Origin of the sequence: Curtobacterium sp. Arg-1, from assembly GCF_025643395.1 — a bacterium.
GTDB classification, from domain to species: domain Bacteria; phylum Actinomycetota; class Actinomycetes; order Actinomycetales; family Microbacteriaceae; genus Curtobacterium; species Curtobacterium poinsettiae.
The window spans coordinates 459,489-475,017 of record NZ_CP095731.1 but is presented as its reverse complement, the minus strand read 5'-3'; the positions used below and the strand labels follow the sequence as shown (position 1 = coordinate 475,017).

Annotated in this window: 12 protein-coding genes and 2 pseudogenes; 6 read left to right on the top strand and 8 right to left on the bottom strand. The window is 71.5% G+C overall.

Annotation, left to right across the window (positions count from 1 at the left end):
- Positions 1 to 5 precede the first annotated feature (5 nt).
- On the bottom strand, positions 6 to 1,172 hold the full coding sequence (locus MXD64_RS02380) for a baeRF2 domain-containing protein (protein ID WP_194590392.1): 1,167 nt from the start codon (positions 1,170 to 1,172) through the stop codon (positions 6 to 8).
- Positions 1,153 to 1,494, bottom strand: a complete 342-nt coding sequence (locus MXD64_RS02375) for a hypothetical protein (protein WP_017886403.1) — start codon at positions 1,492 to 1,494, stop codon at positions 1,153 to 1,155. The genes MXD64_RS02380 and MXD64_RS02375 overlap by 20 nt, the downstream gene beginning before the upstream one ends.
- Before the next feature lie 208 nt (positions 1,495 to 1,702).
- Between MXD64_RS02375 and MXD64_RS02370 the strand changes: the two are divergent.
- From MXD64_RS02370 to MXD64_RS02355, 4 genes and pseudogenes are all read left to right on the top strand, one after another.
- A pseudogene (locus MXD64_RS02370) lies at positions 1,703 to 3,062 on the top strand (extracellular solute-binding protein).
- A pseudogene (locus MXD64_RS02365) lies at positions 3,059 to 4,009 on the top strand (carbohydrate ABC transporter permease); the annotation flags it as partial. The pseudogenes MXD64_RS02370 and MXD64_RS02365, both read left to right, overlap by 4 nt.
- Before the next feature lie 161 nt (positions 4,010 to 4,170).
- Entirely contained in the window at positions 4,171 to 5,139 is a 969-nt protein-coding gene (locus MXD64_RS02360; RefSeq protein ID WP_262118339.1) for a carbohydrate ABC transporter permease, read from the top strand.
- Complete coding sequence (locus MXD64_RS02355; protein WP_263137080.1) at positions 5,136 to 8,171, top strand: glycoside hydrolase family 2 TIM barrel-domain containing protein; 3,036 nt, start codon at positions 5,136 to 5,138, stop codon at positions 8,169 to 8,171. Before MXD64_RS02360 ends, MXD64_RS02355 begins: the two co-directional genes overlap by 4 nt.
- A 94-nt stretch (positions 8,172 to 8,265) precedes the next feature.
- Here MXD64_RS02355 and MXD64_RS02350 read toward each other — a convergent pair whose 3' ends face one another.
- Positions 8,266 to 8,691: a DUF3151 domain-containing protein gene (locus tag MXD64_RS02350; protein WP_017886408.1), complete on the bottom strand. Its 426-nt coding sequence runs from the start codon at positions 8,689 to 8,691 to the stop codon at positions 8,266 to 8,268.
- A 274-nt stretch (positions 8,692 to 8,965) separates the two neighbouring features.
- Here MXD64_RS02350 and MXD64_RS02345 point away from each other — a divergent pair, with 274 nt between their 5' ends.
- Positions 8,966 to 10,597, top strand: coding sequence for an ABC-F family ATP-binding cassette domain-containing protein (locus MXD64_RS02345; protein WP_263137079.1), 1,632 nt, complete (start codon positions 8,966 to 8,968; stop codon positions 10,595 to 10,597).
- Between the two features lie 36 nt (positions 10,598 to 10,633).
- Here MXD64_RS02345 and MXD64_RS02340 read toward each other — a convergent pair whose 3' ends face one another.
- The 4 genes from MXD64_RS02340 to MXD64_RS02325 all read right to left on the bottom strand — a co-directional run bounded on the left by MXD64_RS02340 (position 10,634) and on the right by MXD64_RS02325 (position 13,444).
- A complete protein-coding gene (locus tag MXD64_RS02340) occupies positions 10,634 to 11,329 on the bottom strand; it encodes an SDR family oxidoreductase (RefSeq protein WP_042538655.1) in 696 nt (231 codons plus the stop codon).
- 10 nt (positions 11,330 to 11,339) lie between these two features.
- A complete protein-coding gene (locus MXD64_RS02335) occupies positions 11,340 to 11,831 on the bottom strand; it encodes a DedA family protein (protein ID WP_017886411.1) in 492 nt (163 codons plus the stop codon).
- 61 nt (positions 11,832 to 11,892) lie between these two features.
- Complete coding sequence (locus MXD64_RS02330; protein ID WP_071250618.1) at positions 11,893 to 12,924, bottom strand: YihY/virulence factor BrkB family protein; 1,032 nt, start codon at positions 12,922 to 12,924, stop codon at positions 11,893 to 11,895.
- A 4-nt stretch (positions 12,925 to 12,928) separates the two neighbouring features.
- Entirely contained in the window at positions 12,929 to 13,444 is a 516-nt protein-coding gene (locus MXD64_RS02325; protein ID WP_071250620.1) for a hypothetical protein, read from the bottom strand.
- A gap of 63 nt (positions 13,445 to 13,507) precedes the next feature.
- On the opposite strand from MXD64_RS02325, the gene MXD64_RS02320 reads away from it, so the two are divergent.
- On the top strand, positions 13,508 to 14,248 hold the full coding sequence (locus MXD64_RS02320; RefSeq protein WP_042538661.1) for an MBL fold metallo-hydrolase: 741 nt from the start codon (positions 13,508 to 13,510) through the stop codon (positions 14,246 to 14,248).
- Between the two features lie 166 nt (positions 14,249 to 14,414).
- Here the strand turns inward: MXD64_RS02320 and MXD64_RS02315 are convergent, their stop codons facing one another.
- A complete protein-coding gene (locus MXD64_RS02315; protein WP_263137078.1) occupies positions 14,415 to 15,458 on the bottom strand; it encodes a Gfo/Idh/MocA family protein in 1,044 nt (347 codons plus the stop codon).
- Positions 15,459 to 15,529 lie beyond the last annotated feature (71 nt).

Here is a 15,529-nt window from a genome sequence, read left to right as displayed (position 1 = left end):
ACCGCTCAGGCGGCCGGCACCGCCGGTCCCACCGGCCACCGCAGCAACGCCGCGGCGGGCGCACCGTTCGGCAGCGACGCGGCGTTCACGAGCAGCAGCTCCGCGTCGGTGAGGGCGACCGCCCGGACGATCGCGCACACGGCCGGCACCGGACCGATGGCCGGCGCACCCGCCGCCTGCTCGGGTGCCGTGGCGATCCACGGCGCCGATCCCAGCGCGAGCAGGGTGCGGTCGCCGATCGCGGCGGCGTCGATCGCGACGACCGAGGCCTGCGCCTGCTGCAGCGCCTCGACGACAGATCCGAGGCCGGTGACCGTCTGGTTGTCCCCGCGGCCGACGTGGGTGCGGAGCAGGTCCTCGAAGTCGTGCCGGCGGGTCGCGATGACCCGGGCGAGCGCGATGTCGACGTGCTCGACGAGCGCGGTCTCCGACGCGTCCGACGCCCGGGGGTCGACCGGGACCTCGGACACGACGGCTCGAGCCTCGGTGGACAACTGGTCGAGCAGGAGCCCCCGTGCACGGATGTCCCCCGCCACGACGATGAGCTTCGGCTGCAGCCGCCGGAAGGCCTCGTCGACGGACGTGGCGACCTCGTTCTGGTTGTCGCGCCAGATCTCCTCGGTGTGGTGCTGCCACCGCAGGTGCGACCAGCCGCCGCCCTGGAACTTGTGGAGCGTGTCGGTGCGGCCCTGCACGCGCTGCTCGTCGCGCCGGTCCGGCACGTCGGCGTGGCCGAGACGGTAGGCGCGGTGGCCACCGCCCTCGCGACCGACCTCGACGATCAGGAACGGCAGGTCGAGCGGCCGGTGCGCCAGGAGCGGCAGCAGGTCGGGCACGGGGTCGTGGCCGATCGACGTCGGGGCGTGCATCGGACCGGGCAGGACCTCGCTGAGCACGAGTTCGCCGTCGTGCACGAGCACGTACCGGCTGACCGGCGCGGGCACCCCGGGCGTCTCCTCGAGTTCGGCCATCACCGTGTCGATGACCTCGGCGTCCGCCCCGGCCGACCGCAGGACGTCCTCGGCCTTCCGGCGCTGCAGGGCTGCGTGGTGCTGCGGGTCCTCACGGTCACCGGACGCGTCGACGTAGGCCCACGTCCAGGTGCCCCCGCGCTTCAGGCGTTCGGCGATCCCGGACTGCAGGTGCGGCGCGTCATTCTGCGTCAGAGCCATCGGTGCTGCCCTCCCTGGTCTCGGTGCGGTACACGGTCGCGTCGGCTCCGTCGCCCTCGCCGGTGGGCAGCGGGTCGGCCCGGTCGGCGTCGTCCTCGGGGAGCACGTCGGTGGTGTCGTCCTGCAGCTCGCCCTCGAGCTCGCCGTCGTAGCCCGACGCGGCGACGGTCTCCGGGCCGTCGGTGTCGTCGGGGACCGGCTCGGACTGCCGGAACTCCTCGACGTGGGCGTTGCTGCCGTGCCCCTGGACGATGCTCTGCGCCTCGTGCGCGAGCTGCTCGTCGAGTTCGGGGCGATGGGTGGTGTTCCCGCGTTCGGTCATCGCTTCTCCTCCCGGTCGTGCCGCCGGCGGCCTTCGCCGTCCGGGGCGTCGGTGTCTGCTCTGTTACCCCACGGTCCGCGCCCGGGCCTGGGGCCGTTCCAAGGTGCGCCGGGAACGCGCAGTGTCGGTACGGTCACGAAACCACAACGGCATTCGGTTCTGTGGTTGGGTGTGGGCAACCCCGATCAACGACGAACGGAGTGCGGCAATGGCGCCACCACAACGACCGATCACGAGACGACACCTGTTGGGCTTCGGCCTCGGTACGGCGGCGGCGGGGCTCCTCGCCGGCTGTGCGGTCCCGGGCTCGACCAACGTCAACAAGGCGGCCCTCGTGCCCGCCGCGGCCTCGGGTGAGACCGTCCAGCTCACCTACTGGGCCTGGCTCAAGGACCTGCAGAAGGTCTGCGACGTCTGGAACAAGACACATCCGAAGATCCAGGTGTCGGCGAACTGGATCCCCGGCGGCAACAGCGGCGGGTACCAGAAGATGTACTCCGCGCTCGCGGCCGGCGGTGGCCCGGACATCGGGCAGGTCGAGCTGCGGCAGATCCCCGAGTTCATGCTCGCCAACGGCCTGGTCGACCTGGCCCGGTACGGCGCGAAGGACTTCCAGTCGAAGTACGACGAGGCCGCGTGGGCGCAGGTGTCGTTCGTCGACGGCATCTACGGCATCCCCCAGGACACCGGCCCGATGGGCTTCTACTACCAGACCGCGCTGCTCGAGCAGGCCGGCGGCGAACCCCCGACGACGTGGGACGAGTGGCGTGACCTGGCCGACAAGGTCCGGAGCACCGGCAAGCAGAACTACCTCGAGGTGTTCCCGGTCGCCGACGCCTCACCCTTCGCCGCGTACGCACAGCAGGCCGGTGCGCGCTGGTTCAAGGTCGACGGCGACGAGTGGGTCGTCGACATGACCGACGACAAGACCCTGATGGTCGCCGACTTCTTCGACGGCGTGATCGACGACAAGCTCGTCGACACGAGCGCCGGCGCGTACTCCCCCGGGTGGTACGCGGCCGCCGCGAGCGGCAAGATCGCCGCGGTCACCAGTGCGAGCTGGGGTGACGCGCTCATCGAGTCGGTGCAGGGCGGCGAGGGCAAGTGGAAGGTCGCCCCGATGCAGAAGTGGGGCGCCGACGGCTTCGGCTCGAGCGCCATCGGCGGTTCGACGGCCGCGGTGCTGGCGAACGCGAAGCACCCGCGGGAAGCGCTCGAGTTCATCACGTGGATGACCACCTCGAAGGAGGGCATCGACGCGATGATCAAGCTACTGCGGCATCGGTTGGTCGCCCGCGGTCGACTACATCGGGGCGCAGCGCGAGAAGCCGTCGAAGTGGTTCTCCGGCCAGAACTACAACGAGGACGTCTTCGTGCCGGCCTCGAAGGAGCAGAACATCGACTGGTCCTGGTCCCCGGTGACCCAGTCGGCCTTCACCAGCCTGCAGAACCAGTTCCGCCGCAAGATCACCTCGGGCCTGAAGCTCAGTGACGCCGTGGAGCTCGCCCAGCGGGAGATCGTCCAGTCCTTCAAGGACAAGGGCCTCAGCGTCAGGACGGCACGATGACCCAGCAGACCACCACCCCACGGACCACCGGTCGACCGGCCGGCAGTACCCCCGCGTTCCGCACGAGCACGAAGGCCACGAGCGCGCAGAAGCGTGCCCCGTGGATCCTGCTCGCCCCGTTCCTGGCCCTGTTCCTGCTGACGTTCGTCATCCCGATCATCAGTGCCCTGTTCCAGTCGTTCACCACCGTCGACCGCGAGGGCCTGTTCGGCGAGGACGGTGTGGTCGGCCGGTTCGCGGGGTTCGACAACTACGTGATCGCCCTGCAGGACAGCGGGTTCGTCGCATCGATCGGGCGCATGCTGCTCTTCGGCATCGTCCAGGTCCCGGTGATGATCATCGCCTGCACGATCCTCGCGTTGCTGCTCGAGTCGGCGAGCGCCCGCTGGCCGGGCTTCTTCCGGGCGATCTACTTCATGCCCTACGGCGTCCCCGGGGTCATCGCCACGATCCTGTGGTCGTTCCTGTACGTGCCCGGTCTGTCGCCGATCGTGTCGCTGCTGCAGTCGATGGGGCTGCAGCCGGACTTCCTCGGCGCCAACAGCGTGCTGTGGTCGATCGCGAACATCGTCACGTGGACGTACACCGGCTACAACATGCTCATCATCGTGGCGCAGCTGAAGTCCATCCCCGGCGAGGTCTACGAGGCCGCGAAGGTGGACGGCGCCAACGCGTTCCAGGTCGCGTGGCGGATCCAGATCCCGCTCATCGCACCGGCCCTGGTGCTCACGACGGTGTTCTCGATCATCGGCACGCTGCAGCTCTTCGCGGAGCCGCAGATCCTGTCGACGGTCGCCCCGGCGATCGACACCGAGTACACGCCGAACTACGCCGCCTACACGAACGCGTTCGCGTTCAACGAGTACGGCGTCGCCAGTGCGCAGGCGGTCATCATCGCCCTGGCCGCGTTCATCCTGTCGTTCACGTTCCTCGCGCTGACGAACCGTCCACCCAAGGACGAACGCGACCGACGCAAGCGCGCACGGCGCGACGGCCGGGAGGCCCGCACCGCGCTCCAGACGCGCGCTGCGGCGGGCAGCACGGTCACCACCCAAGCCGACCCGGGCCTCCAAGCCGGTCGCGTCGCGACCACCGAAGGGACTGACCGATGACATCCACGGAATCGACCTCGAAGGTGTCCCTACCGGATGTCCCTCAGTCGCAGGCTCCTTCGGCGCTGCCGTCGCGGAGCCGCTGGCGCGTCTCCCAGAGCTCCAGCGCGCGCCGGAAGCTCGACCGGTCCCCACGCTCGCAGATCGTCGTCACGGGGATCCTCGTCGTCGTCGCGCTGTACTTCATCGTCCCGCTGTACTGGGTCGTCATCGCGGCGACGAAGACCACGGGCGCGCTGTTCTCGACGAACGGGTTCTGGTTCGGCGGCGAGTTCGCGCTCTGGAGCAACCTGCAGCAGGTGTTCACCTACGACGGCGGCATCTTCGTCCGGTGGATCGCGAACAGCATCCTGTACTCCGGCGTCGGTGCGGTCCTGGCGACCTACTTCGCCGCGGCCGGCGGGTACGCGCTGGCGAAGTACGACTTCCGGGGGCGCCAGTTCGTGTTCGGCACGATCCTCGGCGGCGTGCTCGTGCCGGGGACCGCGACGGCGCTGCCGCTGTTCCTGCTGTTCTCGACCATGGGGCTGACCGACACGTACTGGAGCGTGCTCATCCCGAGCCTGGTGTCGCCGTTCGGCCTGTTCCTGTGCCGGGTGTACGCCGCGGCGTCGGTGGACACGACCCTGCTCGAACAGGCACGCATCGACGGTGCCGGTGAGCTGCGGATCTTCCACACCGTGGTGCTCCGGCAGATGACCCCTGCGCTCGTCACCGTGTTCCTGTTCCAGGTGGTCGGGATCTGGAACAACTTCTTCCTGCCGCTCATCATGCTGGCAGACCAGAAGCTGTACCCGATAACACTGGGTCTGAACAACTGGCGCTCGCAGGTCGACCGCCTGCCGGAGTTCTACCAGCTCACCACCGGCGGGGTGCTCGTCTCGGTCATCCCGCTCGTCATCGCCATCATCGTCCTCCAGCGCTTCTGGCGTGGAGGCCTCACGGAAGGATCGGTCAAGGGTTGACCCACTCCGCACTCTCGTCCACCGCACCCGGCTCCGACTCGCGGCTGGCACCCCGTGCCTGGCTGCACACCGACGCCCCGTCCCTGTCGCTGAACGGGGACTGGCGGTTCCGGTGGTCGCCCGTCGCCTCGGTCTCCGAGGACTTCGCGACCGAGGGTGGGGAGGACGACGACCCGGCCTGGGGCGAGCTCCCGGTGCCGTCGCACTGGGTACTGCACGGCCACGGTGCGCCGAGCTACACGAACCTGCAGTACCCGTTCCCGATCGACCCGCCGCACCCGCCGGAGGAGAACCCGACCGGGGACCACCGCCGCACGTTCGAGCTGCCGTCGTCGTTCGACGCCGCCGGCCGGGTGCTGCTGCGGTTCGACGGGGTCGAGTCGCACTTCCGGGTGTGGCTGAACGGGACGCTCGTGGGCTGGTCGACGGGCTCGCGCCTGGCGACCGAGTTCGACGTCACCGACCTGGTGCGGCCGGGAGCGAACGAGCTCGCGGTCCGGGTGCACCAGTGGTCGGCGGCGTCCTACCTGGAGGACCAGGACCAGTGGTGGCTGCCCGGCATCTTCCGCGACGTCACGCTGCTCGCCCGCCCCACGGCGGCGATCGACGACGTGTTCGTCCAGGCCGGCTGGCAGGCGACGCTCGGCACGGCTGCATCGGCGGGCACCGCGGCGTCGGGGCGCCCGGAGACGGGGACCGGCACGATCACGTTCCCGACGCTCGACGCGGTGTTCCCGGTGCGGTTCGCGGTGCCCGACCTGGGCCTCGACGTGACCTGGGCAACGGCCGACGACGTCGCACCGATCGAGGTCGAGGGCGTCGAGCCGTGGAGCGCCGAGCTGCCGAAGCTGTACGACGCGACGCTGTCGACGGGCACCGACGCCGGCGGTACCGCCGGCGGCGAGGCCGTCTCGCTCCGGCTCGGGTTCCGCACCGTGTCGATCGTCGGCGACCGGTTCCTGGTGAACGATGAGCGCGTGGTGTTCCACGGCGTGAACCGGCACGAGACCCACCCCGTGCGCGGCCGGGTGTTCGACGAGGAGCACGCCCGCGCCGACATGGCGCTGATGAAGCGGCACAACGTCAACGCCATCCGCACCTCGCACTACCCGCCGCACCCCCGCGTGCTCGACCTGGCCGACGAGCTCGGGTTCTGGGTGGTCCTGGAGTGCGACCTGGAGACCCACGGGTTCCTGTTCACCGACTGGGTCGGCAACCCCTCCGACGACCCGGCGTGGGCCGAGGCCTACCTCGACCGCATCGCCCGCACCGTCGAGCGCGACAAGAACCACGCGTCGATCGTGATGTGGTCGCTCGGCAACGAGTCCGGCACCGGCCGGAACCTCGCGGCGATGTCGCAGTGGGTGCACCACCGCGACGCCGAGCGCCCCGTGCACTACGAGGGCGACTACACGGGCGAGTACACCGACGTCTACTCGCGGATGTACCCGACGCTGCAGGAGACCGAGTCGATCGGCGGCGGCACCCCGACGCCCCTGCTCGGCTGCGGCCCGGCCGAGGCGGCGCGCCAGAAGTCGAAGCCCTTCATCCACTGCGAGTACGTGCACGCCATGGGCAACGGCCCCGGGCAGATCGCCGAGTACGAAGCCCTGGTCGACCGGTACCCGCGGCTGCACGGCGGGTTCGTGTGGGAGTGGCGGGACCACGGCCTGCTCGCGAAGACACCCACCGGCGAGGACTACTACGCGTACGGCGGCGACTTCGGCGAGGTCGTGCACGACGGCAACTTCGTGATGGACGGCCTGGTGCTGCCCGACGACACCCCGACCCCGGGGCTCGCCGAGTTCGCGGCCGTCGTGGCCCCGATCCGCCTGGCGGTCTCGGACACCACGGTGCTGGTCGAGAACCGGTACCACTCGGCCTCGACCGCCGGGCTCCGGCTCTGCTGGACCCTGTCGCGGAACGGCGTCGTCGAGGCCTCGGGGCGCCTGTCCACGGGCATCGTCGCCGCACGTGCGTCGGCGACGGTCCCGGTGCCCGCGGAGGTGCTCGACGCGGCCACGTCCGAACTCGCACCCGGCGACGAGCTCTGGTTCGACCTGACCGTGGAACTGGCGGGGCCGACCGCGTGGGCGGACACCGGCCACGTCGTCGCACGCACCCAGCGGCTCGTCGCGGCGCGCGCGGCGGACGCACCACGGGCCTCCATACAAGGGTGGGACGGCGACCACCTGGGCGACGGCACGTTCAACGCGCGCGGTGACCTGGTGTCCTGGAAGGGCCACGAGGTGGCCGGGCCCCGCCTGGAACTCTGGCGCGCACCGACCGACAACGACAGCCTGGCGTCACAGGGCGGCTACGAGACCGCGGACCCGGTGCTCACGCACGGTGTCGGCGACCCGACGGCTCCCCCGTCGGCGACGCGCTGGCGCGATCGCGGGCTGGACCGGCTGACGCACCGGCTGGTGTCGGTGTCGCGCACCGACTCCGGCCTGGAACAACGCGTGCGCGTCGCGGCGGCGAACAGCGGGTGGGGCCTCGAGGTCACGCACCGCTGGACCCTGACGTCCGACGGGCTCGTGCTGCAGACCGACGCCGTGCCGTTCGGCGCGTGGGACGTCACGTGGCCGCGGATCGGGGTGCGGTTCGACCTGCCGGCATCGCTGGCGGACGGGGACGCGACCTGGTTCGGGACCGGACCGCTCGAGTCGTACGCCGATTCCTCGCACGCTGCCCGGGTCGGGCGGTTCACCGCGCCGGTGCGCTCGCTCGGGGTGGAGTACTCGCGGCCGCAGGAGACCGGGCACCGGCCTGGCCTGCGTTCGTTGTCCGTCGGGCCGTTCACGGTGTCGACCGTTGGGTCGCACCGTGCGGGGTTCACCCTGTCGCCGTGGACCGCGCAGCAGATCGACCGCGCCGAGCACCCGTACGAGCTGCCGACGTCGGACCACCTGTACCTGTACCTCGACGCCGCGCAGCACGGGCTCGGCAGCCGGGCGTGCGGACTCGACGTGCTGCCGGAGCACCAGCTCTGGCCGCAGGCGTTCAGTTGGAGCGTGCTGCTGGGCTAGGCGGGGTCGGCTCTCGCAAAACACCGGTGTTCGCACTCTGCACACCCACATCCCGCGGTGTGCAGTGTGAACACCGGTGTTTTGCGTATGGGCGCTACGCGCCGGCGGACAGGGCGCGCAGGGCCTCGGGGTCGCTCGCGTTCAGGAAGTCGGTCAGACGCTCAGCCTCGCCGGGCTCCTCGATCGCCTCGGCCGCACGGCGCAGGGCGAACAACGCCCGCAGGACCCCACGGTTCGGTTCGTGCGACCACGGCACCGGGCCGACACCGCGCCAGCCGGCCTTGCGCAGGGCATCGAGCCCGCGGTGGTACCCGACACGGGCGTACGCGTAGGACTCCAGGGTCGCGCCGCGCGCCCACGCTTCGTCGGCGAGCAGCGCCCACGCCAGGCTCGACGACGGGTGGGACACGACCACGCTGGCGACGGGGGCGTCCGCCTCGATCGCGGCGGTCACCTCCGGCTCGGCGGGCAGCAGGGTCTCGGGGTTCGACGACGGGGTCGGCAACAGGTTCTCCGGCATGCCCCCAGCCTGTCATCCCTTGCGGGCGCCCGTGTCACGGGATTACCGTGGAGGTCACCTCGTCGTCATCGCGGGGCCGCCGGGGCGGGAGACCGACCGGCGGAACGGATGGCGGACACGGGGGTCCCCCGACGGAAGCAGACGGATTGCTGTCGATCACCGGTACCGCTCAGCCCACGCGCTGACACCGTGATCGCGCGCCCCGTCGGGCGCTCCACCGCACCGCGGTGGCCTCGGTGTCGTGTGCCCAGCATCGACACCGGGAGACACCTCCATGCCCACCAGTCCGTCCGTCGTCCTGCACGACGTCACCTTCGCCTGGCCCGACGGCACCGTCGCGCTCGATCACCTCACCGCTGCCTTCGGCCGTGGCCGGACCGGCCTGGTCGGGAGGAACGGGGCCGGCAAGTCCACGCTGGTCCGGCTCGTGACCGGCCGGCTCCACCCCACGTCGGGCAGCATCGCGACGTCGGGTCCCGTCGACCACCTGCCGCAACGACTCTCCCCACCGGCACGGCCTGATCGCCGCTGGCGCGTCGATCAGGAACCGGCGGCGTGGGCCCACGCCAGCGCGGACGACACCGTCGCCGACCTGCTCGGCATCCGGCCCACACTCACCGCGCTCCGGGCCGTCCTGGCCGGGGACGCCACGGCCGCACAACTCGAGGCGGTCGGCGACGACTGGGACCTGGAGGAACGGGCCGCCGCGGTGCTCGACCGGGTCGGGCTCGACGGCACCGACCTCGACCGGCCGGTGTCGACGCTGTCCGGCGGGCAGTCCGTGCTCGTCGCCGTCGCCGGGGTGCGGTTGCGCGCGCGACCGATCGTGTTCCTGGACGAGCCGACGAACAACCTGGACCGTCGGGCCCGCGGGCTGCTCCTCGACCTGGTCGACGACTGGCGCGGAACGCTCGTGCTCGTCAGCCACGACCGGGAACTCCTGGAACACGTCGACGAGACCGTGGAGCTCCGCGCCGGGGCGGTGACCGTGTTCGGCGGGACCTTCAGCGCGTTCGAGGAGCACCTCGCCGTGCAGCAGGCGGCCGTCGAGCGCGAGGTCCGGGTCGCCGAGCAGCGGCACCGTACCGAGAAGCGGCAGCGCATCGAGGCGGAGACGAAGATCGCCCGTCGTGCCAAGGCGGGCGAGAAGGCGGGCCGCTCGATGCCGAAGATCCTGGCGAACGAGCAGCGGAAGAAGGCGCAGGAGACCGCCGGTCGTCTGCGCGTCGGGTACGCGGACGACGAAGCTGCCGCACTTGCGTCCAAGCGTGAGGCCGAACTCCGTCTGCGCGACGACGAGTCGATCCACGTCACCCTGCCCGACCCGGACGTGCCGGCATCGCGTCGGATCGCCACCGTGACCGTCCGCGGACGGGACGTCATCGTGCAGGGGCCGGAACGGATCGCCGTCACCGGGGACAACGGCGTCGGCAAGTCCACGCTGCTCGAGCAGCTCGTCGGCGACCCCACGGCCCGGGAGCACCCGCTGCCGGCGACCACGGCCGTCGCCCACGTCGACCGGATCGCGTACCTGCCGCAGCGGAAGGACAGCCTGGACGACACCGCCACGGTGCTCGACAACGTGCGCCGGGACGCCCCGCACGTGCCCGTCGCCGAGGTCCGGAACCGGCTGGCGAAGTTCCTGGTGCGCGGCGACACCGTCGACCGTCCGGCCGGGGACCTGTCGGGCGGGGAGCGGTTCCGGGTTGCGCTGGCTGCCCTGGTGCTCGCCGACCCGCCGCCGCAGCTGCTCGTGCTCGACGAGCCCACGAACGACCTCGACCTGACGAGCGTCGACCAGCTCGTGGACGCGCTGCGGGCCTACCGAGGTGCACTCGTCGTGGTGAGCCACGACGAGACGTTCCTGGAACGGCTCGAGCTCGACGAACGGATCGAGCTGCGGTAGTCGGTCGTCGGCGCCGTCGCCGTCGCCGTCAGCGCGTCAGCGCCGTCGGGTCGGTCGGATCGCGAGCGACTCGACGGTGCCGCGCTCGGGCAGGTCGACGACGGTGCGGACCGCGGCGGCGACGTCCTCGGGCGCCAGGTAGTAGTCGGTGTCGTAGGACTCCCCGAGCTTCGCCACGAGCTGCCGCTGCATGTCCGAGTCGGTCCGGCCCGGGTGGACGCTCGACACCCGCACGCCGTTCGCCCGCTCCTCTTCGCGCAGGGCATCGGCGAAGGCCCGCAGCGCGAACTTCGACGCCGCGTACACGCCACCGCCGGGGCCCGAGTGGAACCCGGAGCCGCTGTTGATCGGCACGACGATGCCCCGGGCCGCCCGCAGTGCCGGCAGCGCCAGCCGGGTGAGCTCGGCGACCGCGAACACGTTCGTCGCGAAGACCTGCTCCCACACCGCGCGCGGGGTGTCGGCGACGGTGGTGCCCTGCTCGACACCGGCGGAGTGCACGAGCACGTCGAGCCGCGCCGGCAGCGCCGGGACCTCGCCCGCGCCCAGGTCACCGACGAACGGCGCCGCGCTCGGCAGTTCCTGCACGAGGGCGTCCACGGCGTCGGCGGATCGGCCACCCACGAGCACGTGGTGGGTGCGGCCGAGGTCGGCGGCGATCGCGCGGCCGATGCCGCGGGTGGCTCCGGTCACCAGGGCGACCGGACGGTTCTGGAGCTGGTCTGTCGTCACGGAGGCCAGCCTACGGAAGCCGGGCCGGGCCTCCTGTGCGGTCACGGCGACGACGCAGGACCGTCAGTGCGACGCCGGCGACGACCACGAGACCAGCGAGCGCCACGATGCCCCACGGCGAGCCGGCGAGCGCCGCGACGACCGCCCAGAACACGGCGAGCCCGACGGTCGCGTACAGGAAGGCCCACGCGACGCAGCCAGGGACCATCGCGATCGTGTACCGCCACCAGGCGACCCGTGCCAGCCCTGCTGCGGCGTTCATCACCGTCTGCAGGCCGACCACCACGAAGCTCACCGTGACGACGGGCAGGCCCCAGCGGTCGAGCAGCGCCGAACCACGACGGACCGCCGGCGACCGCAGCCACCCGCCCCACCGCGAGCGGGACGCACCCGTCACCGCGAGCCGCGCGACCCAGTACGTGGCCTGCGCACGGCAGAACACGATCGCGAAGAGCGCGAGGACGAGCCACCGGAACGGGAGCCCCTCGAGGAAGGACGGCACGCTCGCACCGTAGCGTCCCGAACCGGAGAGCGCCCGTCAGCGCCGGTCGGACGCGCGACGGTCAGTCGTTGTCGACGCCCTGGCGGATGCGGATGCCCTCGAGCACGTCCTGCGCGCGCTGCTCGTCCTGCTTCTCGATCTGGCGGGTGTCGCGCTCGGGGAGCTGGATGTCCTCCTCTGCACGGATGCCGGCCTGCAGCTCGCGGCCCCGCTCGATCTCGGCGTCGAACTCGGCACCGAAGAGCAGGGCGTTGTTCGTGATCCAGATCCACAGCAGGAACACGATGACCCCACCCAGGGAGCCGTACGTGGCGTTGTAGTTCGAGAAGTTCCCGACGTAGAACCCGAAGCCGACGCTCGCGATGACCCAGATGAGGATCGCCAGGATCGACCCGCCGCTGACCCAGCGGAACTTCGGCTGCTTGACGTTCGGCGACCAGTAGTAGAGCACCGCGACGACGATGATCGCGATGACGAGCAGGATCGGCCACTGCACGATCAGCAGCACGGTCGCGGCGACGTCGCCCAGGCCGATGACGTCGCCGAAGCTCCGGGCGAGCGGCCCGCTCACCAGCACGAGCAGGCCGACCACGAGCAGGACGACGGTGGTCACCGTGACGCCGAGCATGGTCGGGCGGAGCTTCCAGATCGGCCGGCCCTCGCGGACGTTGTAGATCCGGTTCATCGAGCGGCCGAAGGCGCCGACGTAGCCGGAGGCCGACCAGAGCGCACCGAGCAGACCGACGATGAAGGTCACGGGGGCGGCGGGCGAGCGGACGAGGCCGTTCACCGGGTCCTTGAGCAGGTTCGCGACGTCACCGCCGCCGATGTTGCGGATGACCTGGAGCAGGGTGTCGATGGTCTTCGCCGGGTCCGACACCAGGCCCAGGATCGACACGACCGCCAGCAGCCCGGGGAACAGCGCGAGCACCGAGTAGTACGTCAGGCTCGCGGCCAGGTCGGTGCACTGGTCGCTCGTGAACTCGCGCAGCGTCTTCTTCAGCGTGTAGACGAGCGTCGGCTTCTTCAGGTCGGTGGGGTTGTCGGGCTTCCGGGAGTCGTCCGGGTCCGGCTTCTGCTCTTCGTGCGCCATGGGACTAGCCTCTCGCCTTCACGGCCGCCTTCGACCGCTTGACCGCCTGCTTGCGGTTCTTGTTCGCGCGTCGCTGCACCGCTGCGATGCCGACCTGCTGCTTCACGCGGCCCCGGTGCGCCGGGTCACGCTCGAGGGCTTCCTCGGCGGCCTTCGCCCGTGCCTTGCGATCCTTCCGACCGCCCTGCGCCCGCTCCTGTGCCGACGGGGCGTCGCCCCGAGCGCCGAACGGCAGCAGCGCGGTGAAGGCCGAGCTCGCCGGTGGCTGCGCCAGGTGCCCGGCGGGCTTGTTCCGCAGCGCGATGCCGAGGACGATCGCCGCGACACCGGTCAGGCCGGTCAGCCCCATCGCCACCAGGGGCGTGGGGTCGCGGTGCCACCGCTGCTTCGTCTTGGCGACCGCCAGACGGGTGCGGGCGGGCAGGTCCGCGCGCCGCTTCAGCTCCGTCACGGTGTCCGTGATGCGCTCGCGCGTGCGCACGTTGGCGAGTTCGAGCTCGGGCAGACTGTCCTTGGCCATTCCCCATTTCGTACACGTCCCACCCGGGATGCTGCCCAGCAGCCCGCGCCTACCGTGCCGCACATGCTCTTCCGGGACACCGCCGAGGGGATCCACCGCCTCGAGATCGCACACACCAACACGTACCTCGTCGAGACCGGCGACCGGTTGCTCGTCATCGACGCGGGGTTGCCCGCCGCGTGGCCGCACCTGCAGCTCGCCGTGCACGACCTGGGCTACACGCCCGATCGGGTGGAGGGCCTGCTGCTCACGCACGGGCACTTCGACCACGTCGGAACCGCTGCACGGATGCACCGCGACTGGGGCACGCCCGTCTTCGTGCACCCGGGCGACCGGCACCTCGCCGCGCACCCGTACTCGTACCGGCCCCAGGCGAACCGCTTCGGGTTCGTGGCGCTGCACCCGGGCGGCCTGCGTCCCCTGGGTCGGATGCTGCTCGCCGGTGCGGCCACGGTCGACGGCATCGCCGACACCGAGCCGCTGGAGAACCGCGCCGACGTGCCGGGCACCCCGTGGATCATCGAGACACCCGGGCACACCGACGGGCACGTGGCCCTGCACTTCGCCGACCGCGACGCCGTGATCGCCGGGGACGCGCTCGTCACCTTCGACCCGTACACCGGCGGGATCGGACCGCGGATCGTCGCACCTGCGGCGACGTCGGACGTCGACACGGCGGTCGCGTCGCTCGAGCTGCTGGCGGACACCGAGGCGAAGCACGTGCTGCCGGGCCACGGGCCAGCCTGGTCGCTCGGCGTGCGGCGGGCCGTCGCGCAGGCGCGGCGGGCGGCCGGCGCCGCCTGACGCGAAACCGGCTCGCGAGTCCACGCGCGCAGCGACACGTCACGGGCGCTCCGACGCGTGGACTGTCGGTGAGCGCGAAAGGTCCCCGACGCGGTGGAGCGACCGACGACGGCCTGGAGGCGCGGTGCGGGCCCGCCCCGTGCCTCCAGGCCGTCGGTGGGTGCGGTCAGGACGGGACGACGACGTCCTCGGGCAGGCCGGACGCCGCGGAGCGGCCGGCGGCCTCCATCAGCGCGAGGCTCCGCAGGTTGTCGCGCCCACTCGTCTCCGGGGCGGGGCCGCCCTGCACCGAGCGGGCGAACGCCTGCAGGCCGCCCTGGCGGTCGGTGTGTGCGAGCACGGGGAGCTCGACCACTTCGGCCTCGTCGTCCTGGGTGCGGCGGACGGTCACCCGGTCGCCGGCAACGGCGTTCGGCTCGCCGTCGCGGCTCGTGAACCAGACTTCGCCGTCCTCACCCTCGATGCTCCACTCGCCGGCCCACGCGGTGCGCGGGCCGCGGCTCAGCCAGCTGCCGCGGTAGTTGACGACCGTGCCGCCGTCGAGCTCGATGATCATCGAGGCGACCGCTTCGTCCTGGTACTTGCTGTAGGCGGGGTAGCTGGCCTTGGCGAAGACGCGGACGGCCTCTTGCCCGGTGATCATCCGGAGCAGGTCGAAGTGGTGGATCGCCATGTCGTTGATCATCGCGTGCGGGAACCGGTAGTGCGGGTACGTCTCGGCGGGCTGGTCGTTGTCCCACTGCCGGAAGTCGACGTTGATCGCGGAGACCTCACCGACGACGTCGGCCTCGAGCATCTCCTGCACGACCCGCGGTGCCGGGTACCAGCGGTAGTTCTGGCTGACCTGCAGCACCAGGCCGAGCTCCTCGGCGCGGCGGACCGCGGTGACGGCCTCGTCGGTGGTGTTCGCGAACGGCTTCTCGACCAGGACGTGCTTGCCGGCCTCGAGCGCCTCGAGCGCGAGCGGCACGTGCGTCACGGCCGGGGCGGTGATGACGACGGCATCGGCCTCGACCGTGGCGAGCGCCTCGGTCAGGGACGCGAACGCGGCGGAGGCCGGGAGCCCGAGGTCGGTCCGCACGGCCTCGAGCGTCGGCGCCGACGGGTCGACGATCCCGGCCACCTGCACTTCCGACACCTCTGGGATGGCGGTGCGGGCCCAGTTGCCGCCCCACCCTCCGAGACCGACGTGGATGATCCGGACGCTCATGCGTGCACTCCTTCGTGGCTGCCGTCGTGGCTGGTGTCGCACCACGGTCGCCGCGGTGCGTGCGTCCAGTC

Bases quoted from the DNA above. Each gene is read 5' to 3' on its own strand.
- MXD64_RS02380 (WP_194590392.1), bottom strand. From the start codon at position 1,172: ATGGCTCTGACGCAGAATGACGCGCCGCACCTGCAGTCCGGGATCGCC.
- MXD64_RS02375 (WP_017886403.1), bottom strand. From the start codon at position 1,494: ATGACCGAACGCGGGAACACCACCCATCGCCCCGAACTCGACGAGCAG.
- MXD64_RS02360 (WP_262118339.1), top strand. From the start codon at position 4,171: ATGACATCCACGGAATCGACCTCGAAGGTGTCCCTACCGGATGTCCCT.
- MXD64_RS02350 (WP_017886408.1), bottom strand. From the start codon at position 8,691: ATGCCGGAGAACCTGTTGCCGACCCCGTCGTCGAACCCCGAGACCCTG.
- MXD64_RS02345 (WP_263137079.1), top strand. From the start codon at position 8,966: ATGCCCACCAGTCCGTCCGTCGTCCTGCACGACGTCACCTTCGCCTGG.
- MXD64_RS02330 (WP_071250618.1), bottom strand. From the start codon at position 12,924: ATGGCGCACGAAGAGCAGAAGCCGGACCCGGACGACTCCCGGAAGCCC.
- MXD64_RS02325 (WP_071250620.1), bottom strand. From the start codon at position 13,444: ATGGCCAAGGACAGTCTGCCCGAGCTCGAACTCGCCAACGTGCGCACG.
- MXD64_RS02320 (WP_042538661.1), top strand. From the start codon at position 13,508: ATGCTCTTCCGGGACACCGCCGAGGGGATCCACCGCCTCGAGATCGCA.
- MXD64_RS02315 (WP_263137078.1), bottom strand. From the start codon at position 15,458: ATGAGCGTCCGGATCATCCACGTCGGTCTCGGAGGGTGGGGCGGCAAC.